A 23,762-nucleotide genomic window follows, 5' to 3' on the forward strand; every position below is an offset into this window, starting at 1 on the left:
TGGAAAGTCAATCATGGACCATTTTGGGAGCTAATCGATTTCTCTGACTCGGAAGGCGTGATCGGCCCAGAGGTGTGCCGAAAGGTCTACCAGGATTTCGTCCAGTATCGCAATCAGGCGGCCCAAGTACCTGATAAATACTTTTGCCAGTCCTACAGTGACTGGATGAAGGCCTTTGAGATGTGCTCGAACAATGGCGCAATCGTGTTTCACTAAGTCCATCGTCGGGCCGATCGCGCCCGCCTGAACTTCGGCGAATCAGACGGGGCGGTGCACGAATCCAGAGTCGTGCTATCTTTTAAGCGGCCCGGGAACCTGCCACCCAGGAGGGATCGTGGACATCGCCGCGTGGCTGCGCAGCCTCGGAATGGAACGATACGAGACGGTGTTTCGCGAGAACGCCATTGACGAAGACATTCTGCACAGTCTGACTGCGGACGACCTGAAGGAACTCGGCATCGCTTCAGTCGGTCATCGCCGCAAACTGCTCGATGCATTGGCTGAGCTGCGCGCGCGAAAGGATTCCGGGCACGCGGCTGTGAGCCTGAGCCAGGCGAAGGGCGAACGACGGCAGGTTGCGGTGCTCTTCGCCGATCTGTGCGGTTTCACGGACATGAGCCGGGAAGTCGATCCCGAGGAAGTGCTCGCTGTGCTCGATCAATACTTTGAGCAGGTCGATCGCATTATCGAGCAGCATGGCGGGCACGTCGACAAGCATGTCGGTGACTGCGTCATGGCGGTTTTCGGTGCACCTCTTTCGCACGGGAACGATGTTGAACGCGCCGTGCGGGCTGCGCTCACAATCGGCGACGCGATGCCCGGTCTGTCCCGCACCCTCGCACGCTCACTGTCCGTCCATATCGGCGTTGCCGGTGGCCAGGTCGTGGCAAGTGGCACCGGTAGCGCGACCCACAGGGAGTACACCGTAACCGGCGAGACGGTGAACCTCGCCTCCCGTCTCACCGACGCGGCCGGGCCGGGCGAGATTTTGATCTCAGAAGCTGTGCGGCGCCCCCTGGTTGACCGCCTCGACTGCGCGGAGCGTGGCGCGCTTGCCGTCAAGGGTTTCACGGAGCCAGTTCCGGCGTGGTGTCTTGCCGGTCTTCGGCGCTCGGCGCCGGGCCGACCGTTCGTCGGCCGTCGTGACGAGCTGCGCCAGTTTCGGGCAGTGCTCGAATCCTGTCGCGAGACCGGGTGTGGGCACATTGTCCATGTTCGCGGTGAGGCCGGCATCGGCAAAACCCACCTTGTCGAGGAATTCCAACGCGAAGCACGAGATCTGGGATTCGCTTGCCACGGCGGCCTCGTGCTCGACTTCGGCTCGAGAACCGGACGGGGCGCAATCCAGTCTCTCGTGCGCGGTCTCCTGGCGCTCGACGACGCGAGTGATGGGGATGTCGGCACGACCGCCGTTGCACGGGCGATCACCGACGGCTTGATCGATGCTGGCGACGCGCTCTTCCTCAATGACCTGGTCGATGTGCCCCAGTCCGTCGATGAGCGAGCGGTCCACGAGGCAATGGATAACGCGATGCGCGTTCGCGGCCGACGGAACGTCCTGACCCGGCTTGTGCAACGCGCGAGCCGCCTGCGACCTCGAGTGCTTGCCGTCGAAGATATTCACTGGTCAGATGGATCGACGCTTCAGGACCTCGCCGGACTCGCCGCAATGGTGGCGGGGTGTCCAGCCGTGCTGGTGCTGACAGCACGGACCCAGGGCGATCCGCTCGAGCAGCCATGGCGCGCGGCGGCCGGCACGCCGTACTCGATCTTCGATCTTGGTCCCCTGAATGTCGGCGAGGCGCGACTCATGGCCGAATCGTTTCCTGGTGCAGAGGAGGCTCTGGCGGAGCGCTGTATCGAACGGGCCGCGGGCAACCCGCTGTTTCTCGAGCAGCTGCTGCGCAATGCGGCGGAGAATGCGGGAACTGGCGTGCCGGGTTCGGTGCAAAGTCTCGTGCAAGCGCGGCTGGATCGACTTGATCCCACGGACAAAACTGTCTTGCAGGCTGCCTCTGTACTCGGCCAGCTCTTTGAGAAGGAGGCGGTAGTTCACCTCCTCGACGGCGCAGATGCAGCGTTGGAGCGCCTTGTCATGGGTCTCCTTCTGCGACGCCAGGGCAGCGGATTCATTTTCCATCACGCGCTCATTCGCGACGCCGTCTATGACGGGCTGCTGAAAAGCCGGCGCCGCGAGTTGCATCGAGGCGCCGCGCAGTGGTATCGCGAGCGTGACCCCGTCCTGCGTGCCGAACATCTCGATCGGGCGGCGGACTCTGCGGCGGCGCTCGCCTATTGCGACGCAGCGCACTCACAAGCGGCTGGATACCGCTATGAATTCGCGCTCCGGCTAGTCGAACGAGGGCTCGCACTAGCGGCCACGCGTACCGACCGCGTCGCGCTCGAGTGCCTGCGTGGCAACGTCCTGCATGACGTTGGTGACATGACGTCGGCACTCGGCGCGTTCGAAGCCGCCCTCGAGGTTGCCGCTACGGAAGCTGAGCGTTGCCAGGCATGGATCGGGCGTGCCACCGTGAAGCGGGTCATTGACGATCTCGATGGGGCATGGGCCGATCTCGACCGCGCCGCCGCAGCAGCCACTGCCCTGGGGCTCGTGCGCGAAGAGGCGCGCATCCACTTCCTGCGCGGCAATCTGTGTTTTCCGCGCGGCGATATTGACGGCTGCGCGCGTGAACACGGGCGCAGCCTTGCTCTCGCGCGCGAGGTGCACGACCACGAACAGGAGGCGGCCGCGTTGGGCGGGCTAGGAGATGGAGAGTACATGCGCGGCCGGATGATCAGCGCGCACGACGCCTTTAGTCGTTGCATCGAAGTGTGCCAACGTCACGGGTTCGGACGAATCGAGGTCGCCAACCTGCCGATGCGCGCCATCACGGCCTGGTTTGCAGGCAAGGCGAGGGATGGACTCGACGCCGCACTCGCCAGCGTCACCGCGGCCGAAAAGGTCGGTCATCGCCGGGCGCTTGCGATTGCCCATCATGCCGCGTATCACTGCTTGCACGATCTCGCGGAATGGGATCGAGCCTGGGAGCATGTCGACGCGGCGTTGCAGCACGCGCGCGAGTTGAAGGCGAGGCGCTTTGAAGGGGAGGCTCTCGCGTATCGCGCCGAGTTGCATCGGGTCGCAGGGCGCCAGAATGAAGCACTTGATGATATCGGGGCGGCTCTGGCGATCGGTCGGGAAACGGGCATCGTCTATATGCAGCCGTTTTATCTCGGTGTCCTTGCGCGCGCAACCGACGATCAGACTGTCTTCGAAACTGCGCTCGCAGAAGGCGAAGCGCTGCTCGCCGCCGGGGCGGTGAGCCACAATCACTTTCTCTTTCGACGTGACGCGATAGACGCATGCATCGACCGTGGACTGTGGGATGCGGCCGCGGCCCAAGCGGCGGCCCTTGAGGATTACGCCCGCCGCGAGCCGTCGCCCTTTTCCGCCTTTGTCGTGGCGCGGGCACGCGCGCTCGTCTCGTACGGAAGAGGTAATCGAGACCTGGCATCGCTGACCGAACTCCAGCGGCTCGAAGAAGAGGGGCGTAAGTTAGGTTTCCTTCACGCTCTCCAGGCGATCGACGCCGCGCTCGTGGGCCAGGCGAACAAAGCCGAATAAGATCGAAGCGAGAGCGGCGATCGTCTCACGTCGAATTCGAGCCGCAAAATCTCGCTTGCGTGAAAGACTTGTCCTCGTACATGTAAACCGCAAAACCGCAGGCAACGTGAACTGGTACCGGCTGATCGTTCGGCGAGTGCCGCCGGCACCTCCGGATAACCTCGTCACGCTGCTGCTCTACTTCGGTCTGGGCGGCGCACTGTTCTTCCTGCCGTTCACGCTGATCCGCGCATATGGCTACATCGCAACCGAAGCGGGCGCGGCGCTGCTGCCGGTGCCGGTCATCATCGGCTTGTTGTCGCGCTTCACCGGCGGGCTGACGAGCCGCTTCGGTTCGCGGGTCCTGTTGAGCGCCGGCCCGGGCAGACAAACCGAACCTACTGCTACCGCGCCACATCTCGACCCGACTTGCGCCGGTCGTTTCGACAGCGGCCTCAGAGCGTTAGACGCTGGAAGCATGCCGCTCCCGCTGTGTCGTCGAACGGGTCGATTTCAGTCCCGCAATCGCGATCACTACGCCTGCCGTCATGACAGCCCCGGCCAGCATCGCGGCTGCGTGCAAGCCACTGACCAGGTTGCTGCTCGCCCCGACAACAAGCGATCCGAATACACCCACGCCCAGTGCGCCGCCGATTTGACGTGCCGTATTCAGCACGCCTGATGCGACACCGACGAATCGCGTATCGATGTTAGCGAGAAGCGCAGTATTGATCGACGGTACGGCCAGCGCGACGCCGACGCCAATCGCTAACAACGGCGCCGTAATCGTCAGGTAACTGCTACTACCTTTGATCAACCCAAACGAGAGGAAGCCAACCGCCGCCAAAGCCTGCCCGACAACCATTGGAAGACGGTAGCCGAATCGTGCCGTCATGGCCCCGGAGACGAGATTGGCCACCGTCACAACGGCTGTCATCGGCAGAAAGGCCAGACCAGTCTCGAGCGGCGTATAACCCCGTACGCTCTGGAAGAACAAACTCATCGCGAACATCAACCCGTAGTAGCCAAAGTTGAGCGAGAGCCCTATCAGCGAACTCACATTGACGACCGGATTCCGGAACAGTGAAAGCGGCAACATCGGATGTCGTTGCCACTTTTCCACCAGCACGAACAGCACGCCGAACACAACAAAAAAAGCAATGCATGTCCGGACGGCAGGACTGTCCCATCCACGCCTGCCGCTTTCGACGACGCCGAACATCAGCGCTGCAAGCGAGACTATCGCCAGCATCTGTCCCGGCAGGTCAAATCGGCGCGCTGCGTTGCGAACGGTATCGGGCGCGTGGGCCAACGTCAGCCAGATTCCGGCAACGCCGAACGGCACGTTGATCAGAAAGATGCTTGGCCAACCAAAACCGTCGACCAGCAAGCCACCCACGACCGGGCCTGCCCCGAGGGCCAGCGCGGCCGTCCCGGCCCAGATACTCACTGCCTTTGCTCGCGATCGAGGGTCGGGGAAGCTCGCATTGAGCAGGGATAGCGACGACGTCACGCATAATGCCGCGCCCACACCTTGCGCGATCCGCGCGGCGACGAGCGTGGCCGCACCTGGAGCAAGGCCGCACGCGACCGATGCCAACGTAAAGATCGCAAAGCCGCAGGCGAACACGCCTCTCGCGCCCAACCGATCACCGAGCGCGCCCGCGCTCAGCAGCAGGGAGGCAAAGGCCAGGGTATAGGCATTGAGCACCCATTCGAGTTCCGTGGAACTGGCGGATAGGGTTTCCCGAATGCGACCGAGCGCGACGTTCACGACTGTGACATCGAGACAGATGATGACAAAGCCAAGGCTGGCAGCGAGCAAAGCGAGGCGCGGTGATCGCGCGGATTGTGTGTGCATGATGAGCGGTCCGGGTTGGGTCCGATACGAACGAAGCGTTCGAGCGTTGGCCACGGTCGCACTCTAATCCCTCAGCAATTGTTGATAAATGGCATGCGGATTGGCACAGAATCAATTAATATTTTGGAATGGACCTTCTCAAAGCGATGACCGTTTTTGTGCGTGTGGTCGAGACCGGAAGCCTGACGGCGGCTGGGCTTGCGTGTGACCTGTCGCCTACGATGGTCGGCAATCACCTGCAGGCGCTGGAGGCCAGACTTGGCACGCGACTGATCCACCGCACCACGCGCAAGCAGCAGATCAGTGCGTTTGGACGGGCTTACTACGAACGATGCGTGGAAATCCTGGGCCTCGTCAGCGATGCCGAGCGACTAGCGCTCGATCATCTCGTGACCCCTCGCGGACGCCTGCGCATTACAGCACCGGTGATCTTCAGCAACGAATGCCTGATTCCCGCAATCGTGGATTATTGCGGGCGTTACCCCGACGTCCAGCTGGATGTTGTTGCCACTGATGCGTTGTCAGATTTGGTTGAGGACGGGTTGGAAGCTGCGATTCGGATTGGTACGCCGGCCAATCCCGATCTCGTTGCGCGTCCACTGCAGCCGTACCGCCTCGTGCTTTGTGCGTCACGCGCCTACCTGGTATCGAACGGTGTGCCGGCGACGCCGGAGGAGCTGGGATCTCACCAATGCCTCACTTATGCGTATCCACCGCGTTCCGAAATGCGTGCAGCGCAACCCGAATGGATGCTGTCCGGCCCGAACGGGCGCGTAAGTGTCCCGATTGATGGACGCCTGAAGGTCGACAATGCGGATACGCTGCGCAGAGCTGTACTCGCTGGCATGGGCATCGCGTTGCTACCCGCAATTCTGGTGGATGCAGATCTGAAGGCGGAGCGATTGGTCGAGGTACTGCCAAAATATGCGCCCCCCGCCCGGTCGGTCAATCTGCTTTATTTGCGCGATCGTCAGATGACCCCGAAGCTTCGCAGCTTCATCGATTTTATGGTGGAGCGCTTCGGGAAAGTCTCCGACTCGGAAACCTGAGGATAAGTGCAGAGCATCTGACCGAGTGCGGCCAGGTGCGGCCTCTCGAGCCTGATTTTGGTACGGCCAGTTGCGACTCATAAGCCGTCGTTCGCTCCGCGCCATAGGACCGGCTCCGATCAATCAGCTATAGAGTGGCATAGTCGCTCCTGAACCGCGTCGACGCATTCCAGCGCCGCCGGCAACACGGAATTCATGGACGAAGTGCTATAGAACAATTGCACGGTCTCGAGAAAGCTCGCGCCAGGCAGCGCGAGGATGGCGAGACCGGCACGGCCCGCTCGCTTGCGCGCGACGGCCAGCGGCATCAGCGCAAGGAACGGATAGTTCGCCAGCATGGTCTCGTTGGTCGGCAACGAAATAGACTGCACGCAGCCATCGGGGAACGCGAGTCCCGACTGGGCTAGCCAGCTTTGCAAAGCGAGGTAGGTCGGAGCCTCCTTCGGGGGCAGGATCCAGGGCGAACCGGCAAGGTCTCCCGGTACGACGTTTCTGCGGCTCGCCAGCGGATGATCTCGCCCGCACACTACCACGATCGGATCGTCCATGATTGCGCGCGACGCAAATTCGCTGTCGCCGAAACCTGCCGGCTCGGTGCGGCTCAACACGAAATCGAGCGATCCAGTCGCGAGCAAGGGAAAGAGACGGTCGCTAGTCGCTTCGTGCAACGCAACGTTGACGTGCGGCGCGCGCCGCTTTAACTCAAGTATCCACTCCGGCGCGAACACCGGCAGCACGGTGGCGACCGCACCCACGGAAATCTTGCCGGAAAGGCCACTGGTGAGCGCGTCCACTTCGTAGCGTGCCTGCTCGAGTTGATGGAACACCTCTCGCGCGCGCCTCGTGAGCGTCTCGCCGACGGCCGTCAACTGGAGCCGGTTGCCGACCCGCGTCATGACCGAAACGCCGAGGCCGGCCTCGAGTTCGGCAAGCTGTTTCGATATGGCGGGCTGCGTCACATTCAGCTTTTCGGCAACCAGCCGGATTTGCCCAAGACTGTCGAACAAGGTCAGCAGCCTGAGGTGGTTCAGTTTCAGTCCGGCCTGAAAAAACCGCTCGATCGGGTCCACGGCGTTCCTCATGACGAATAACTTATGGTTATGCGCTTTCGACAAAATGTCAATTGCTTGTCATGCGTCCACGTACCATGATTAGTCTCAGGAGACCGCCGCACCCACAGCGCGCCCTGACACACCCACCATGAATGCCACGAACGTACTGTTCATTCTGTCGGACGAACATCAGCACGACCTGATGGGCTGCGCCGGCCACCCGTTCATTCACACGCCCAATCTGGATGCGCTCGCTGCTCGCGGCACGCGCTTTCGCAACGCCTACACGCCGTCGCCAATCTGCGTCCCGGCGCGCGCAAGCCTCGCGACGGGACGCTATGTGCACGACATCCGCTGCTGGGACAACGCCATCGCGTACGACGGGAGCACGCCGGGCTGGGCGCAATATCTGACGGCGAGCGGCATGGTGACCGACTCGATCGGGAAATTGCATTACAGGAGCGAGGAGTCGCCCGTCGGGTTCCGTCATCAGCATCATCCCGTACATATCCTTGATGGGATCGGTCAGGTTTGGGGCTCGGTGCGCAATCCGCTGCCGCAAACCATGGGGCGCTCGCCGCTTTACGACAAGATCGGCGCGGGCCTGTCGAACTACAACCGCTTCGACATGCGTGTGGCCGATACGGCTGTCGAATGGCTCGGCGAGCAGGGCGACAACACGAAGCCATGGGTGTTGTTCGCGGGCCTCGTCGCGCCGCATTTTCCGTTAGTGGTGCCACAGGAATTTCTCGATCTGTACGATCCCGACACCATCGAGCTGCCACTGTTGCATCCATCGAGCGGTTATGTGCGGCACCCATGGGTCGAGCGGCAGGCGGTCCACATGGATCATGACGCTGCGATCGGCAGCGACGAGCGGCGTCGGCTGGCCACGGCCTGCTATTTCGCGCTGGTCACTTTCCTCGACGCCCAGCTCGGCAAGATTCTGGCTGCGCTCAAGGCCAACGGTCTCGACGAAACGACCACGATCATCTACAGCAGCGATCACGGCGACAACCTCGGCAAGCGCGGCATGTGGAACAAGTGCCTGATGTACCGCGACTCGACCGGTGTACCGATGATCGTCGCTGGACCGGGCATTCCCAAAGGCAAGGTATGCGAAACGCCGGTGTCGCTGATCGACATTCAGAATACGATCCTGGAGTGTACGGGTTGCGCGGCACTCACCAACGCGAGCCGAGGCGAGTCGCTGGAGAAACTGGCCAATGAGCCGGATCAGCGCGAGCGTCTTGCGTTCAGTGAATACCATGCGGTGGGCTCGGAGACTGCGGCTTACATGCTCGCGGATGCTAACTTCAAGTACCACCATTACGTTGGCCTGCCGCCCGAACTGTTCGATTTGCGCCGCGACCCGGAGGAGTTGCATGATCTCGCGGCACTGCCGGACTATGCGGGCGTCGTAGACCTGTTCGAGCGGCGTCTGCGCGAACTGCTCGATCCCGAAGGCGTGGACCGGCTCGCGAAAGCCGATCAGGAACGTTTGATCGAGGCATTCGGCGGACGGGAGGCGGCTCTGCGAACCGGTACACCCGCGGCGACGCCCGTGCCGGTCGAATAGGATCCGGTTCGACGGACGGCGGAACAGACAAGACAATAAATAGCTGGAGACAATGCGATGGCCTCAGCAGAACTGGCAGCGGCGGGGCATGACCCCGCGCGCCAAACCCGATGGAAAACGGTCATCCTCGCGAGCCTCGGCGGCTCGCTGGAGATTTACGACTTCATCGTCTACGGCGTGTTTGCCCGGGAAATTGCGCGGCAGTTCTTTCCGGCTGCGGACCCGATCGCCTCGTTGATCAGCACCTTCGGCGTGTTCGCGATCGGCTATGTGTCGCGGCCGCTCGGCGGCATCGTGCTCAGCAGTCTCGGCGACCGCTTCGGGCGACGGCTGGTGTTTCTCGTCTCCGTGCTGGCAATGTCGGCCTCGACCGTCGGCATCGGCCTGATTCCCGGGTACGCGTCCATCGGTGTGATGGCGCCAGTGCTCCTGATTCTGCTGCGCCTCGCGCAAGGGTTTTTTCTCGCGGGCGAACTGCCTTGTTCGATCACCTACGTGGTGGAGGAAATCCCGCAACGCGCGAGCTTCGTGAGTGGCCTCGTCATCTTCTGTCTGAACTCGGGTGTGCTGACGGCCACGCTGATCAGCCTCGCGCTGCATGCGGGCTTGAGCGCCGAGGCCGTGTTGTCGTTCGGCTGGCGGATCGCGTTTATTTTCGGCGGCGTGATCGGGCTCGTCTCGTACTGGTTGCGCACCTCGCTCGAGGAGTCCACGGAGTTTCAGCGCTTGCGCAGCCATAAGGTCAAGCGGCCGTTCCGTATCGTGCTGACGGCGTATCCGAAACAGGTGGCGGTGGGCGTCGGCGTGGCGGGTATCGTGAATGCGTCGAACAGTCTGCTGTTCGTGGTGTTGCCGTCATACATGACAACGGTGCTACACATCTCGCCAGGTCTCGCCAGCGCCGGTCAGAACATCGGCATCGCGACCATGTCGGCGTCGCTGTTGTTCTTCGCGTGGATTGGCGATCGTGTGGCGTCGCGCCATTGGCATCGCATCGGCTCGATCCTCATGTTGCTCGGCAGCTATCCGTTTTACCGGTTGATTGCCGCGCATGAAATCGATCCGGTCTTTGCGTTCGTCGTGATCGGCTTTGTCGGCGGCCTGGTCAACGGTTCGTATGCCTATCTGCTCGCGGATCTGTTTCCGACTAATGTGCGCTTCAGCGGCATCGCGTTGTCACTCAATCTTGCCACCGTGATCTTCACGGGCATCACACCGCTCGTCGTGACCCAGCTATTGCACAAGACAGGTTCAGCGGCGGCTCCGGGATTGTTTCTGGTCGGCGTTGCCGTGATCGCGATGGTGGCCGGATTGGGCCTGAAGCGCTTCGGCGGACAGATCGGCTGCGTCGCGGAAAGAGGCTGATCGATGCATGACACAGCAGACACACGATATGACGGACTTGCAACGGACACTCATCGAACAACTGGGCGAGCAGTGCGTGTCGCTCGACGCGGGCGTGCTGGATGCGCACGCCGGCGACTGGAGCGATGTCGAAAAGCGGCGCCCGCAACTGGTGCTGATGCCGCGCACGCCTGACGAAGCGGCGAAAGCGCTCGGAGTGTTGTCGAAGCTCCGCCAGAAAGTCGTCGTGCACTCATGGGCTGCGGACAAGGGCAGGCATCGAACAACGCTTAACGCGGAACAACGCTTAACGCGTGCTGCCGATCGCAGCCTTGCGAGGTTCAGGCCGCGTATGCTCATTGCATGAGGCTGCACCCGGGCCAGTAGCTGTCGTTGGCTGCGTCGGTGATGTCGCCATTCGAGCGACGGCAGATATTCAACCCGCTTGTCATTGAGCCCGCCCGTTTGCACGCGATTCGACACCGGGCCACTATCGAGCAGAGCACGGTCTTCACTCAGCCATGCAAGTGCTTTCCCCGGCAAAGGCGTCGCCGTTGAGAACATAACATTCTTGTTCTCAAGGCGCGCCAGTGCAGTCAAAGGATGCGGTTGGACTCAAACATTAATGTCCTTCTTCGTTGCCGGGCTTCAGGGGCGTTGCGAACGTGTCAGGGCTTGAAGAGCTGGCTGTCAGCATCTAACGTGCCCTGTACGACCTCGGGAGACAGCCATGGCCAAAATCGAAGCGAAGTTGGCGGAAATGGGATTGGTGTTGCCGCAGCCACTACAGATGCCGGCCGATGTGCGCATGTCGCTGCCGTTTGCATGGGTGCGTGTGAAACAGCCTGGTTGCGCGTTCTCGCGATGATCAACGTCGCGCCGGGTTTCGACCAGACGCCGCGGATCGCGAATGGTTTCTCGGATCTCATCCTTGAGCTATTCGGCCCAGACATCGGGGCACATGCTCGCTCCGCAGTCGGCATGACGTTACCTCTCAGTGTGCCCGTCGAATGCGAGGCAGAGGTTGAGTTCGACTGACCGTACTGATCGTTATATCAAGGTCATTGAGTTTCTAGCGCAAGTCTTGCGGTTGACATTACGTTAGGCGTCAATCGAAAGGAAGGCATGAAAATGACACGCGTCCGAGTTGAGGGTTTTACCATCTCGCTTGACGGATACGGAGCTGGTCCGAATCAGGACATCAGGAATCCGCTCGGCGTGGGCGGAACAGATTTGCACCAGTGGTTAGTCCCGACACGCACGCTCCAACGGACCCTATTTGGCGCCGACGGCTACCACCGCAGTATTGGCGATATGCCATGCACTGGGAGTGGTTGGGATATCCGGCGTTCGTGGCGATGCTGGCGGTGTACTGCCTGATGGTGTTCAAGCCGGCTTTGTAGGCGATATAAGAGGCACTCCGGTTTGCGGGTTACCCGCCCAGGCGCGCACGTCCAATCGGACATTGCCTGCACGCAGCGCGTGTAGTCCGGCCAGCGCCAAGGGATCACTTCGGGGCAAATCGGCCAGTTGCAGATCTTCGACGTGTCGATCAAAATTGACGACAATGTTCCCAAGGAACGATTGCGAGTCGTGCTCCGTCGTCGGAGACGCCGCTGAACCTAAAAGGCAACATGAGACGACTGTTCGCCGCTGCGCTCGCAGCCGCCTCTTTCGCGACTTGCGTTCATGCGCAAAGCAAGGCGTCCGGCCCGCTCGGCACGCCCTCGGGCAAACTGCAATTCGTGCGCGTCGACCACGATTTTGCGGCTATGCTCGACAAGGAAATTTTCGATCGCTTCAGCGCGAGCACGCTCACGCATTTCGATGACGTCGGCAATGCAAATGACAGCGTCACGCGGACGCTCGTGCAGACTGATTCCGGCCCGATGCTGTACGACTTTCGCCACCAGCCGCCACTTGTGCAACGCTCGGGTAAGCGCGTGACGGTCAAGCGCGTGTTCTGGCAAGGCGATGAAGTCGTGATACAAAGCTCGCAAGGCTGGTTCCGATTCAAGCGCGGCGTGTTGACGAAGCTGCAGTCGTCTACAACGACATACCACTGATTACGCGCGTACCCCGAACACACGAGCCAGCGATGACATACATCGTCTCGCCGTGCACGCCGTTGTTTTTTCAAGTTGCCTTAACCTCTTGTGGGTCTAGCTGAGCCCGTCGTAGCAGGACAGGTTTCGGCCAGGAGCAGCCGGTCAATCGTGCATCTCCAAAACAGCCATTCACGAAGATTTTGACCCGCAGAGCATTGCTATACTGGTGGCGAATATTCCAGGCGACTCAAAGGTACGGTCAATAAAAATCATGAATAACCTTGCCAAAGATTTACTCGCACATACTGCCGTTTTGCTGGTTCCGACAATGATTTCGTGCGCCGCGACCGCCGCAGATGCGCAACGCGATCCTACGGCCGTCCTCAACTCGCTGGCGGACCGCATATACGTTTTGGGAGAAACGACCGGCAAAGTCGACGATATGGTCGCCGCCGAAGCAAACGCGGCCAAGGAAGTCCGCCAGTATGTAGCGGGGGGCTCGACCGACGGACTTCTCGCAAAAGAAAAAGGCAAGCAGTCCCCTCTAGCGGCCGCTGCCTACATGGGCTATCCAAACGTTGTAGCGGCGCTGCTTACTTCCAGTCTTGTAAAGGCCCATATCAACGACGCCGATGAAATGGGTGTGACACCGTGGATCGCCGCGAACTTGTCTATGAGGCAGAGTTTGTGGGCATGCAATCCTGCAGTAGTCGACAATCCGTTCAAGTTTGTGCCGATGTTAGTTACACAGCCTTATTACATATCTAATCCAACACCTCCGTATAAGAAAACGCGTGAGCTGCTGGAAGAAGCGGGAGCGTCCTCCGACATGGCTAAGGCAAAGGAGGTGTGGCTCGCAAACTGCAAGAGCCAAACAGAAGAGACAAAGACCAAGGTGCAAGCCAGCACTGACGTGCAACAGACTGTTCAGGAGCTTGGCGCGGCTGATTTGACCTCCCTGATGATCAAGCTTCGGAAGAAGGCCGCAGAAGCGCAAAAAAGCAGTGACCGGTCCCACCGGACGCTACTGACCGTCCGCTTTTCCAAGCTGGGTATTTCCGCTATGGGTCGACAGCGCCTATTCGATTTCTCCGAGACCGGTCATTCAGGAATGACCAAGTGCGGGGAGACTCGGGTGACTGACGTGCACTGAACTCCCGCCGCAAAGGGCGTCGTCCACGTTGCCGTCACCATCCTTTCAATCAGCGGTCAACATGAAAGGCAACGGCCACACGGTCCAACGAATTCGGTATACGGGCGGCATCATCATGCCAGTGGAGGGAGTTCGAAGAGATCATCGTACCCGTCTGAGGCACTGGAAGCGCCGTCGACAAAGCCCGTCGCACGTAGGGACTGTTGTGCACGGTGGCCATCGCGCAAACGGCGGCGTCGCGGGACTCCGAATCGGCGCCGCATCGGTGCTGCACGCGATGCCGCGCTGCCGGTTAACATCATCAGTGGCGTCCGGACTCGATGCATGTCTGGGCTGGGTCATCCGATCGACATGGGGCGGGGCCGTGACTTGCCGCAAGCTGAGCGTTCACGCACTCGTACTCTGCGCCGTGGGTGCATTACTGGGCAGCGGCGCGGCATCGGCAGATGAAGTCAAGGTGATGATTTCGGGCTGGTTTGCGTCAGCCTATCGCGATCTGGGCGCGCAATTCGAGGAAGCGACCGGCGATACGCTGGTCACCGTCTGGGGGCCCGCGGTGGGCACGGCCGCGAATGCCATCCCTGTGCGACTTGCGCGCGGCGAGTGGGCCGACGTGCTGATCGTGGTCGGCTATGCGCTCGACGATCAGATCAACGCTGGCAAGGTCGTGTCTGGCAGCAAGGTGGACTTCGCACGCTCGGCAATCGGCATGGCGGTTCGCGAGGGGGCGCCGAAGCCGGATATCAGCTCGGTCGACGCGTTGCGGCGCACGCTGCTCGCAGCGAAGTCAATCGTCTATCCGGACGACGCGAGTGGAGTCTATATCGGCAGCGAACTGTTCAGGCGTCTCGGTATCGAGGGGCGGGTTGAGAGCAAGAGCCGCATGATCCCGTCCGAGCGGGTCGCAAGTGTCGTCGCGAACGGCGAAGCGGAGATCGGATTTCAGCAGGTCGTCGAACTGTTGCCGGTGAAGGGGGTGACGGTGGTCGGCAGTTTGCCCGCGGAGGTACAAAGGTACATGGTGTTCTCCGGGGGCATCGCCACCAATGCGAAAAATCCAGCCGGCTCAGAGGCGCTGATCCGTTTTCTGTCGTCGCCGGACGCGGCGCCCGCAATTTCGAGGACCGGGCTCGAACCGCTTTCGGCGACGCCTGCGAAATGAGCGAAAACGCGTGTCCTATGCGCCGGTCGACCTGAGTGGCCGGCGACTTTCCGGGAACGGCCAACTGCGGAAATCGGTGCAGGGCCGACCATCGCGATGCCCGGCCAGATCAGCACTTGCGAACTTGGCCATTAAGCCCGTTGCTCGGCTCCGCAGTAGTCGCAGCGTGGAAAAACCGATTGCGCTCGGGCACCGGAGTGATCCATAAGCGAACGTCTATGATGTTGCAAGCAATGTCTGATTATCGTGAAAGTACGTGCGGCTCTATGCTCGCTTCTTGCAGTCAGAAAGTTTGGGGCGGGGTGATGAGGCGCACCACTACCGCGTTATGCACTCTCGCAGCGCTGCGAGTGCGCGGCAATAAGGAGACGACGCGGTCTGCGCCGCGTATCAATGTAAATGACGACCACCATTATTTTTTCCCATGCTGCCTGTCTGGATCATCGCCCGGGCCCTGACCATCCGGAATCGCCGGAACGTCTGAAGGTCGTGTTGCGCGCGTTGCAGTTGCCGGAATTTGCGGCGCTGGAATGGCGCGATGCGCCGATGGGCACACTCGATCAGGTGCAATTGATCCACGACCAGGCCTTCGTCGATGAAGTCATGGAGACCGCCCCGCAGCATGGTTATGTGCCGCTCGATGCGGGCGACACAGTGATGTCGCCAGGCTCCTGGGAAGCCTTGATGCGCTGCGTCGGCGCGGCTTGTGCCGGCGTCGATGCGGTGATGAACGCGCAGGCGCGCAACGCGTTTTGCGCCACGCGTCCGTGTGGTCATCACGCCGAGCCAGCGAGGGCAATGGGTTTTTGCATTTTCAATCAGGCTGCAATCGCTGCGGCTTACGCTCATGAAGTACACAAGCTGGAGCGCGTCGCGGTCGTCGACTTCGACGTCCATCACGGCAATGGCACCCAGGCAGCATTTTTCAATCGCCCGGAGCTGTTTTACGCCTCCAGCCACCAGTCGCCTTTGTATCCCGGTACGGGCGCCGCATCCGAGACCGGCGTGAACCACAACATTGTCAATGTCCCGTTGCCCCGTGGGTGTGATTCGGCACTCTTCCGTGCACGGATCGAGTCCGACATGTTGCCGGCGCTACGCCAGTTCAGCCCCCAACTCATCGTTATTTCGGCAGGCTTCGACGCGCATCGACTGGACCCGCTCGCAAGCCTGAACCTCGAGGACAGCGATTTTTGTTGGATTACCAGTGAGTTGATGCGCATTGCCGATGCGACGTGCGAGGGGCGCATCGTTTCGATTCTGGAAGGGGGTTATAGCCTGGAGGCCCTGGCCACTGGCACGATGGCGCATGTCCGCGCCTTAATGAATGCTGGACACAAGAAACTTCGCCTGAAGATGCTGTATCGTGAACGCCTCCGCGTGTGCACAGAGCCCACGATCTCCGTAGAGATGCCTTAGATGACCCCACTCCACCGCAATCCAGCTTTCTACCAGTTGCTTACCGATAGTTACGCTCGGGCGCTGGGTCTCCCCCTAGTGCCGCAGGCCATGACCGTGGCCGAAGCTTCCGAATGGCTCTATGAGAGTGCACCGTTCGCAGTACTTGCGCACAACACCGACCCCGACCCGGTCTTTATTTATGGCAATAAGGCCGCGCAGCGCCGCTTTGAATATAGCTGGGATGAAATCACCCGACTGCCGTCCAGGCTCTCAGCTGAGGCCCCGAATCGCGAGGAGCGGCAGCAGTTCCTCGCACGCGTACAGCGGCTCGGCTATGAGGCAGGCTACAAGGGCGTGCGTGTCACCAAGTCAGGCCAGCGCTTCATAATCGAGGAAGCAACACTGTGGCAACTTCTCGATGCGGAAGGCAAATTGCACGGCCAAGCAGTTGTTATCCCGCGCACGCGTGACATTTGATCGCGCATACCAATCGTTTATGTATGAGAGCCCTAAGGAGGTAGCTGCGAGGGGGAGCAGATCCAAAGTGGTGGCGTCGAACAGCTGCGGGAACTTACATGTCAAATCCGCCCATTCGGGCGAATTTCCGAAATGGCCGAAGTCCGGCCCGGGCGCCAGTCAATGGCAACGGCCGTTGCCCCTCCGGAACCCGCCGTTTGCCGGGCAACTTGCCGAATGTCTCAGAAGGGTCGGCTACTGCCGGTCGCGGCAGGCAGCAGGCGCATTGAGCGTGGCAATGCAGCCATAGAGCGGCGCGTTATGTCTTAGCTAAGCTTGCAAACGTCCAATCTGAGAGTCGTCTATCGGATATATTCGAACACGTGATAGCCCGACTCCAATTCTTCGGAGGATCGTCAAAATTGGCACAGAGCAACTGCGACGTCGTCATCGTAGGTGGCGGTCTGGGCGGAGCGACGCTCGGGCGCTCATTGGCGATCCGGGGAATCCGCACACTGGTGGTAGAGTGCGAGGCAGTGTTTAAGGACCGCGTACGCGGGGAAGGAATGCACCCGTGGGGCGTCGCGGAGGCACGTGCGCTGGGGATCGATGGCCTGCTGCGCGACAGCGGTGCTCATGAGGTGCGCTGGTGGAAGCGTTACTTCGGACCTGTGCCGCGCGACTGCCGCGACCTGGTCGAAACAACATCGGCGCACTGCGGCTGCCTCAATTTCTACCATCCTTCGATGCAACGCACACTGCTCGACGCGGCCGAAGCAGCCGGCGCGATAGTACGCCGGGATACGGCAGTCGTCGGGGTCGAGCCTGGGGATGCGCCCGCCGTGCGGATGCGGACGGTTCACGGCGAGGAGCGTGTGTCGGCCCGCCTGGTGGTCGGCGCAGACGGTCGCCGGTCGGTGGTCCGCAGTTGGGCGGGCTTCATCGTGAACCAGGACCCGCCACGGCTAGTCATTGCCGGCGTATTGCACGAAGGGCTCCGTGCGCCGGAAGATGCGGTCCAATACTTCCAGAATCCGTCGTGCGGGCAGGGAGCCTTGATCTTTCCGATCGGCCAGCGACGGTTCCGGTCCTATTCTATATCTGGGGTCCCACAGCGGCGTCCTCTTAGCGGCAGCCGGCACATCGCCGAATTCGTCGATGCCTGCATCACAACCGGCGTGCCCTGCGATTGGTACGCTGGTGCAAGCGTCGCTGGCCCGCTCGCGTCTTATCCCGGCGCCGACTGTTGGGTCGGTCATCCGTATCGTGACGGTGTGGCATTGATCGGCGATGCAGCCGCCGCCAGCGACCCGTCGTGGGGATGCGGGTTGTCGCTGACGCTGCGGGATGTCCGGGTGCTACGCGACTGCCTGCTCGGCACCGACGACTGGCAGGCCGCCGCACATTCGTACGCGCAACAGCACGACCGCTATTACCTGGCGCTGCACCGCGTCGAAGACTGGCTCACCCAGTTGCTGTACGAGACCGGCCAGATGGCCGACGCCCGCCGCGCACGCGTGTTGCCGCATTGGGCAAATGAGCCGGACCGCGCGCCGGATTTGTCAGGACTCGGGCCAGACACCCCAAGCGACGAAGCAGCGCGTTGCCGCTTCTTTGCTGAGGACGTCGATTTACCCGCGGGCCAATGAAAGCGCGAGTCAGAAAAATCGCTTTTGCTCTCACGAAACTTTCGGGGTGTCTGTGCAGCGCCGTCGATGAATGGTGGCTTTCTTGGGGCGCAAAGATCAGCAGTAGCCCGACATACGGAGTTCGCGACAGGCAGAAGCCGGCCATCAAGCGACGGTCGCGCTGCTTTTTCGAATGTCTGGTAGCCCAGCCATAGCGGCCGCTTACACCAGCGCGCTGTAACTGCCTAGCCCATCCACGACTATTCCCGTTGAACCGATGAACTGGCACTCGTCGTGCAGCACGTCTTTACTAGCTTGCGATACCTCAACGTGCCAAAGGCGTTGTGGTGCCACCCATGTCGACGGGCAGCCACCCTGAGTCATTGGCGTTGGACTGAAGCTCGGGCAAGTGTGACGACGGCTGGATTCTGATCATTTGTCCTGCGGCGCCAGCAATATGTCGCCCCTGGCAGTGCGTTGCACGCGAATCTCCATGCCTTTTCAGGCTCGGTCGAGGACGGAAAGCGTGATTCAGACTCGTCAAGATATGATGCCCTGTTGCCTTGCTAATCGTACTGCAGCAGTTCGCCTGTGGACGCCCAGCTTTTCGAAGATCCGCCGCCAATACCACTTGACTGTACTCTGAGCGAGGCCCAGCGCTGTCGCGATTTCATCATTGCCGAAGTTCTTTGAAGTTAGCTCGAGTATCTGTCGTTCCCTATCAGATAGAACACTGGTGCTGTCGATATGATGTGCAGTCGCTCCAACGCCGATTTGAACAGCAGGAACGTCCTTACCAGTCGCATATTGCAGAAGCCGCAAGTACTCCAGGGTCGAGGCTTCCGGCTGAGGTGCTGTGGCTGCAACCTCCCCGACTATCTTCTCCACAACGGGACCCTCGTCTATAAAGCTTCTTATAAAGGGGCCCCGCGATCCCCAGTGCAGCGCATCGACCATGCTGCGGCGAGCTGCCGAGACTTCGCCAGCGCGGTATTGCAGATATGAAAGAAGGATCGACAGCCGTATAGCGGAACGCAGGCACCGACGATCCCGCGTCCAGCCGAGCCAGCGGCGAATGAGCCCTATCGCTTGCGGCAGGTTTCCCCTTTCGCATTCAAGCCGCGCCGTCGCAATGGCGAACTGTTCCTTTGCCGTATCGACGTATCCCGCCGGCGATACGTCCCGCAGACCCTCAGCATAGCGTGGGTTCGATGCGACGATTTCCGCCTCGCGGACCTGCCGGTCAGCGATAAGAAGACGCACCCGCTCGGCGAGGACAAAAGCATGCAATCGAAGCATGCCGTATCTGTCTGCGATATGGGTCGCGACGTCCAATGCAGCGTGTGCACTGTCCTTGTCGCCGCCGGCTATTGCAAGACTGGTGGTGGTCAACTGCCTGGCGATGACGGAATCGGCAATCCCGAATACGGGCGAAAGTTCGCTACATTCGTTAATCAGCTCACGTGCATCGTCAAGGTGGTTTTTCTCATAGAGTATTTGCGCGAGTTGTGTGCTCGGCATTGCAGAAAGCGATGATTTCTCACCCTGAATGCGGTTGGCTAACTCACGAGCTTGCCGAAGCGACTGTTCAGCCGCCTGTAGTTCGCCGCGCATAAAATAGGTACCACCCACTACCGTGTCTAAAAACACGTTTCCGTAGACTGCGCCACCCGCAACAAGTTGTCGGCGAATAGCGTCAGACTCAGCCTGCGTGAGGTCGCAGGCGTAGTGCTCCCGGCGAGACAACGTGATTGCTGTTGCGATGGAGGCGCTCATGAAGTGATCGCGGTGGCCGAACCTTGTGTGCCAGGCGGCACCCGCAGACTCGACGCCCCGGAGGTTATCGGTGAAGACCATGAGCATGACATTCCGATGCTCCAGCTTCGCATGGAGATTCAGAGTAGCATCCGAAGAACCGGGCGCGGCGCCATTCTCGTCAAAATGCTGTTCGCCGCGCGCAAGTTGGGATCGAACGTTCTTGATCTCGTCGCGTGCCTCGTCGAACCGCCACTGGATTTCGTTCGTCCATGCCAGCTCCAGTTGTAGCCGTAGCAATCTGTTCAGTATTGTTGCCGGAAGCCGGGCTGCAAATGAATGCAGCATGGACGTTTGACCCGTTGCAAACAAACTAGTGCTGGCTGCATCCAAAAGTTCGCCCGCCCGTACCGGATCGCCGCAGGCGAAGGCGTGTCGTATCGCGTCTGTGATGAACCCGTGGTTCTCCAACCAGACGCATGCGCGCCGATGATATTCCGGCACAATGGCTCGTCGGCTTTCTGGCAGTCTTTTACGCAATAGCTCTGCAAAGAGATGGTGATATCGATACCAGACTCTTTCCCGATCGAGCGAGAAAAGGAACAGGTTTCTCGACTCCAGACAGTCGATCTTTGACCGACTGTCATCCCGTAGAAGTACTGCATCTGCAAGTTCCGGATTGAACCTGTCAAGCAATGAGGTGGCCAGCAAAAACTCATGCATGTCGTCGGGCAGCGACTTGACCACTTCTTCCATGAGGAAATCGCCCACATCGCGATCGGCGCCAGTGAAGTCCTTGATGAAGGCTCCGGCGTCGCCCGTGCTTTGGATCGCAAACGTCGCAAGTTGCAAGCTTGCGGCCCATCCCTCGGTCTTCTCGCGTAGCTGTTCCACTTGTGCCGGCGATACCACTATGCCTCCGGCAGCGTCGATCAGCGCGGTTGTCTCATCATTCGAGAATGCCAGGTCATGGGTTGTGATCTCATGAAGCTCCCCTAGCGCCCGGAGTCGGGCAATCGGCAATTTCGGAACGTGGCGCGCTGCGATGATCACGTGCAACCGCTCCAATGGGGCGAGTAGTGCTGCGCTGACAAGTTCAAGAACGTCGGGATGTTCGATGAGATGAAAATCGTCGAAGAACAGATAGAGGTCTTGCTTTAGGGACGCCAGCAGATTCAATAGTTCCGTCTTCAATGCAGCGGTCTGCGGAAGGTAACCCGCACTCACGGCTTGCCATGCAAGCGCGCTTTGGAACGTTTCAGGCCCCCCCACGGAAGCACTAATCGCTCGCCAGAGATGCGCGAAGAATCGCATCAGGTCGTTGTCATCCCGGTCAATACTGATCCAGGATACCGGATATCGCTGGACCGCAAGGCTTTCGAGAACTTGCCCTAGCAGACTGGTCTTTCCATAGCCCGCCGGTGCCGTGATCAGCACGAGCCGACATGCCCGGTGTCGCGCAACATCACGCATCAACCTTTCCCGCTTTAAAAGTTGATGCTTCTGCTTCGGCGGCAAAAGCTTGGTGTCAATTGTCGATAGACCGGCGGTATCCGGTAACTGCATAGTGTCTCCATTCGTACATTCGCTTTCAAAGCTTACGTCTCTTTCCTGTGCATGAGTGTGTCATCCGACCCCAGAAGATCCGGCTGCGACCGCACGACATCCTTAAGCGAGGGCTTATTCGGCCTGGCGGATGCCATCGCCGCCCGGTGGTAGCGGTCTCCATCACATTCGCCAACGATAGCGCGGAACGTCAGTCGCTTGATGGTTTCGAAGCCGGGGGAAATCCCCAGCCGCCCTGCTTGGCGCTCACTCGGGCCGGAGTGAAGTTGGAGTTCACACGAAGCCGCCGGCTAACCGCCGCGCCGGTTCCCAAAGGACGCGAACGATCTCACATGCAAACCTGATCACGCAACACCGAAGTGATTCGCGACCTCGTCATCGGGTTTTTCCTAACCTTTTCCGTCTCATCACCCTCCCCAACGGAGGGAGCGATGTCCGAATGGCTTTTGTAGACTTGCCATCAAGTAAGCGCGAAGGGCCAGAGACGAGTGGAGTGAGTTAGACGTTCACAGGAAAAGTTGAGGCCAGAGCCGTCGCAGTCCGCCAGGATTGCATCCAGCATAAATTGGCTGAAGTCGTTGAACGCTCTGTGGGTCGGGCCGCCACCTGGCACGCGCAAGTGGGGCATGGCAGAGCCGACGGCACATAGTTGGAGGAAAGTCAGATGAACACCTCAGAGATGTCGTTGCGTCTGATGGTTGAAAAATGGTTGGCGTCAACTTTGACGACCTCGCTCCGGATAACCCGGTTCAGTCACGCACGCTGCGCTCACGGACGCTATGTGCGGGTTGAGGCGTCACGGCGGGAGGGCATGGTTGCACTTTGCTTCTTTCGACATGCAGACGGTGCGTGGCGTGTATTCCCGCCTGATCCGGGCCGCCCAACCATAGGTCTTTATCCAGGTGTGTGAACCCGAACGGTCGACAACAAGCCTTCATCGTTTCAAGTGGCAAACAAAGAAATAGCAAAGCGAATTTCTAACTCGGGACACCAGTGTCCCGACCAAATTTCAAACGGAGACAAACATGTTCCTTCGGAACTGCTGGTATTGCGCGGGTTGGGATTATGAAGTGAGCCAAGGCAAGAGCGCATTGCTCAGCCGCCGCATCGCCGGCGAACCGCTGGTTCTTTATCGGAAGCCTGATGGCGCAGTGGTGGCCATGGAGGACCGTTGTTGCCATAAGCAGGCGCCGCTGCATCTTGGCCAGAAAGAAGGTGACTCGATCCGATGCATGTACCACGGAATGAAGTTTGGGCCGGACGGAATCTGCACCGAGATCCCTGGCCAGGAAAAAATCCCCGGGAAAGCGTGCGTTCGGACATTTCCGGTGGTCGAAAAAGACAACTGGATCTGGGTGTGGATGGGTGATCCTGCAAAGGCGGACCCCGCGCTGATCTGCTTCGCGGTTGGCCCCAGCGATCCAGAATGGAACATCAAGACTGCGAAGGTCAGTGTCAATGCGAACTACCGCCTCGAAATCGCAAACCTGATGGACCTGAGCCACCTCACATGGGTCCATCGCAATACTTTTGGCGGCACCGACGGGTACACGAAGGTTCGACCCGAGCACACGATCAAACCTCGCGGTGTCGACTCCAAATTCTGGGTTCGCAATGTTCCCGCTCCGGTGTTTGCTCAACATCTGTTCCCGACGGGTTCGCTCTTTGACCTGAACTTCGAGGTGCAGATGACGGTGCCGTGCAATTTCGTTCTTCATTTCCAGGTATGGACGGCGGGGACGGCCACCGACGGACCTTCTAACGGGAACCTGGTGCTGGATAGCTATACCTGTCAGGCGATCACTCCTCGCGATGAAGATTGGGTGGACTACCACTACTCCTGGGGCTCAAACGTTGCGACGGATGGGCCTGGCATGAGCGACATGCTCTACGAGGCCGTCAATGCCGCGTTTCTCGAAGATAAAGAGATGCTGGAAGGCCAACACCGCAACTTGAAAGACCGGCCCGACGTGAATGGAGTCAGCATTGTTCACGACGCTGGTCCCGGAAAGCTGCTGTGGGTGCTCGACAACTTGCTGAAAAAGGAAGCTGCGGGCGCCCTTGAGACTGCTGATCTGTCGTAGACGGCGGGGTGTGCGCG

Annotated in this window: 17 protein-coding genes and 2 pseudogenes; 16 read left to right on the forward strand and 3 right to left on the reverse strand. The window is 60.2% G+C overall.

The window, feature by feature from the left end; all coding sequences use genetic code 11:
• Positions 1–334: 334 nt before the first annotated feature.
• Positions 335–3,628 carry an adenylate/guanylate cyclase domain-containing protein gene (locus tag SB772_RS18740; protein WP_410834712.1) on the forward strand — a complete coding sequence of 1,098 codons (3,294 nt, stop codon included), beginning with the start codon at positions 335–337 and terminating at the stop codon, positions 3,626–3,628.
• 157 nt (positions 3,629–3,785) lie between these two features.
• Positions 3,786–3,992: pseudogene (locus SB772_RS18745) on the forward strand (MFS transporter); the annotation flags it as partial.
• A gap of 78 nt (positions 3,993–4,070) precedes the next feature.
• Here the strand turns inward: SB772_RS18745 and SB772_RS18750 are convergent.
• Entirely contained in the window at positions 4,071–5,468 is a 1,398-nt protein-coding gene (locus SB772_RS18750) for an MFS transporter (protein ID WP_410834713.1), read from the reverse strand.
• 128 nt (positions 5,469–5,596) lie between these two features.
• On the opposite strand from SB772_RS18750, the gene SB772_RS18755 reads away from it, so the two are divergent.
• Positions 5,597–6,517: a LysR family transcriptional regulator gene (locus SB772_RS18755; RefSeq protein WP_410834714.1), complete on the forward strand. Its 921-nt coding sequence runs from the start codon at positions 5,597–5,599 to the stop codon at positions 6,515–6,517.
• Between the two features lie 119 nt (positions 6,518–6,636).
• Here the strand turns inward: SB772_RS18755 and SB772_RS18760 are convergent, their stop codons facing one another.
• On the reverse strand, positions 6,637–7,587 hold the full coding sequence (locus tag SB772_RS18760; protein ID WP_410834715.1) for a LysR family transcriptional regulator: 951 nt from the start codon (positions 7,585–7,587) through the stop codon (positions 6,637–6,639).
• Positions 7,588–7,717: 130 nt separating this feature from the next.
• On the opposite strand from SB772_RS18760, the gene SB772_RS18765 reads away from it, so the two are divergent.
• The 12 genes and pseudogenes from SB772_RS18765 to SB772_RS18820 all read left to right on the forward strand — a co-directional run bounded on the left by SB772_RS18765 (position 7,718) and on the right by SB772_RS18820 (position 18,361).
• Positions 7,718–9,148, forward strand: a complete 1,431-nt coding sequence (locus SB772_RS18765) for a sulfatase-like hydrolase/transferase (protein ID WP_410834716.1) — start codon at positions 7,718–7,720, stop codon at positions 9,146–9,148.
• A gap of 57 nt (positions 9,149–9,205) precedes the next feature.
• Positions 9,206–10,513, forward strand: coding sequence for an MFS transporter (locus SB772_RS18770; protein ID WP_410834717.1), 1,308 nt, complete (start codon positions 9,206–9,208; stop codon positions 10,511–10,513).
• A 7-nt stretch (positions 10,514–10,520) separates the two neighbouring features.
• Positions 10,521–10,859, forward strand: a complete 339-nt coding sequence (locus SB772_RS18775) for a hypothetical protein (RefSeq protein WP_410834718.1) — start codon at positions 10,521–10,523, stop codon at positions 10,857–10,859.
• A 363-nt stretch (positions 10,860–11,222) separates the two neighbouring features.
• Positions 11,223–11,360: a hypothetical protein gene (locus tag SB772_RS18780; protein WP_410834719.1), complete on the forward strand. Its 138-nt coding sequence runs from the start codon at positions 11,223–11,225 to the stop codon at positions 11,358–11,360.
• A 263-nt stretch (positions 11,361–11,623) separates the two neighbouring features.
• Positions 11,624–11,806, forward strand: a pseudogene (locus SB772_RS18785) (dihydrofolate reductase); the annotation flags it as partial.
• Positions 11,807–11,811: 5 nt separating this feature from the next.
• Positions 11,812–11,895 (forward strand): hypothetical protein, encoded by an 84-nt coding sequence (locus SB772_RS18790; protein WP_410834855.1) that lies wholly within the window; start codon positions 11,812–11,814, stop codon positions 11,893–11,895.
• Positions 11,896–12,126: 231 nt separating this feature from the next.
• Positions 12,127–12,558, forward strand: a complete 432-nt coding sequence (locus SB772_RS18795) for a hypothetical protein (protein WP_410834720.1) — start codon at positions 12,127–12,129, stop codon at positions 12,556–12,558.
• A 253-nt stretch (positions 12,559–12,811) separates the two neighbouring features.
• Positions 12,812–13,693, forward strand: coding sequence for a hypothetical protein (locus SB772_RS18800; RefSeq protein WP_410834721.1), 882 nt, complete (start codon positions 12,812–12,814; stop codon positions 13,691–13,693).
• Between the two features lie 364 nt (positions 13,694–14,057).
• Positions 14,058–14,855 (forward strand): substrate-binding domain-containing protein, encoded by a 798-nt coding sequence (locus tag SB772_RS18805; protein WP_410834722.1) that lies wholly within the window; start codon positions 14,058–14,060, stop codon positions 14,853–14,855.
• A 399-nt stretch (positions 14,856–15,254) separates the two neighbouring features.
• On the forward strand, positions 15,255–16,274 hold the full coding sequence (locus tag SB772_RS18810) for a histone deacetylase family protein (RefSeq protein WP_410834723.1): 1,020 nt from the start codon (positions 15,255–15,257) through the stop codon (positions 16,272–16,274).
• Complete coding sequence (locus SB772_RS18815) at positions 16,275–16,733, forward strand: MEKHLA domain-containing protein (protein ID WP_410834724.1); 459 nt, start codon at positions 16,275–16,277, stop codon at positions 16,731–16,733.
• Between the two features lie 401 nt (positions 16,734–17,134).
• On the forward strand, positions 17,135–18,361 hold the full coding sequence (locus tag SB772_RS18820) for an FAD-dependent oxidoreductase (protein WP_410834725.1): 1,227 nt from the start codon (positions 17,135–17,137) through the stop codon (positions 18,359–18,361).
• A 519-nt stretch (positions 18,362–18,880) separates the two neighbouring features.
• Here SB772_RS18820 and SB772_RS18825 read toward each other — a convergent pair.
• On the reverse strand, positions 18,881–21,661 hold the full coding sequence (locus tag SB772_RS18825; RefSeq protein ID WP_410834726.1) for a LuxR C-terminal-related transcriptional regulator: 2,781 nt from the start codon (positions 21,659–21,661) through the stop codon (positions 18,881–18,883).
• 1,025 nt (positions 21,662–22,686) lie between these two features.
• Here SB772_RS18825 and SB772_RS18830 point away from each other — a divergent pair.
• A complete protein-coding gene (locus tag SB772_RS18830; RefSeq protein ID WP_410834727.1) occupies positions 22,687–23,745 on the forward strand; it encodes a Rieske 2Fe-2S domain-containing protein in 1,059 nt (352 codons plus the stop codon).
• Positions 23,746–23,762 lie beyond the last annotated feature (17 nt).

The organism is Paraburkholderia sp. SIMBA_030, assembly GCF_046535245.1.
Taxonomy (GTDB): Bacteria; Pseudomonadota; Gammaproteobacteria; order Burkholderiales; family Burkholderiaceae; genus Paraburkholderia.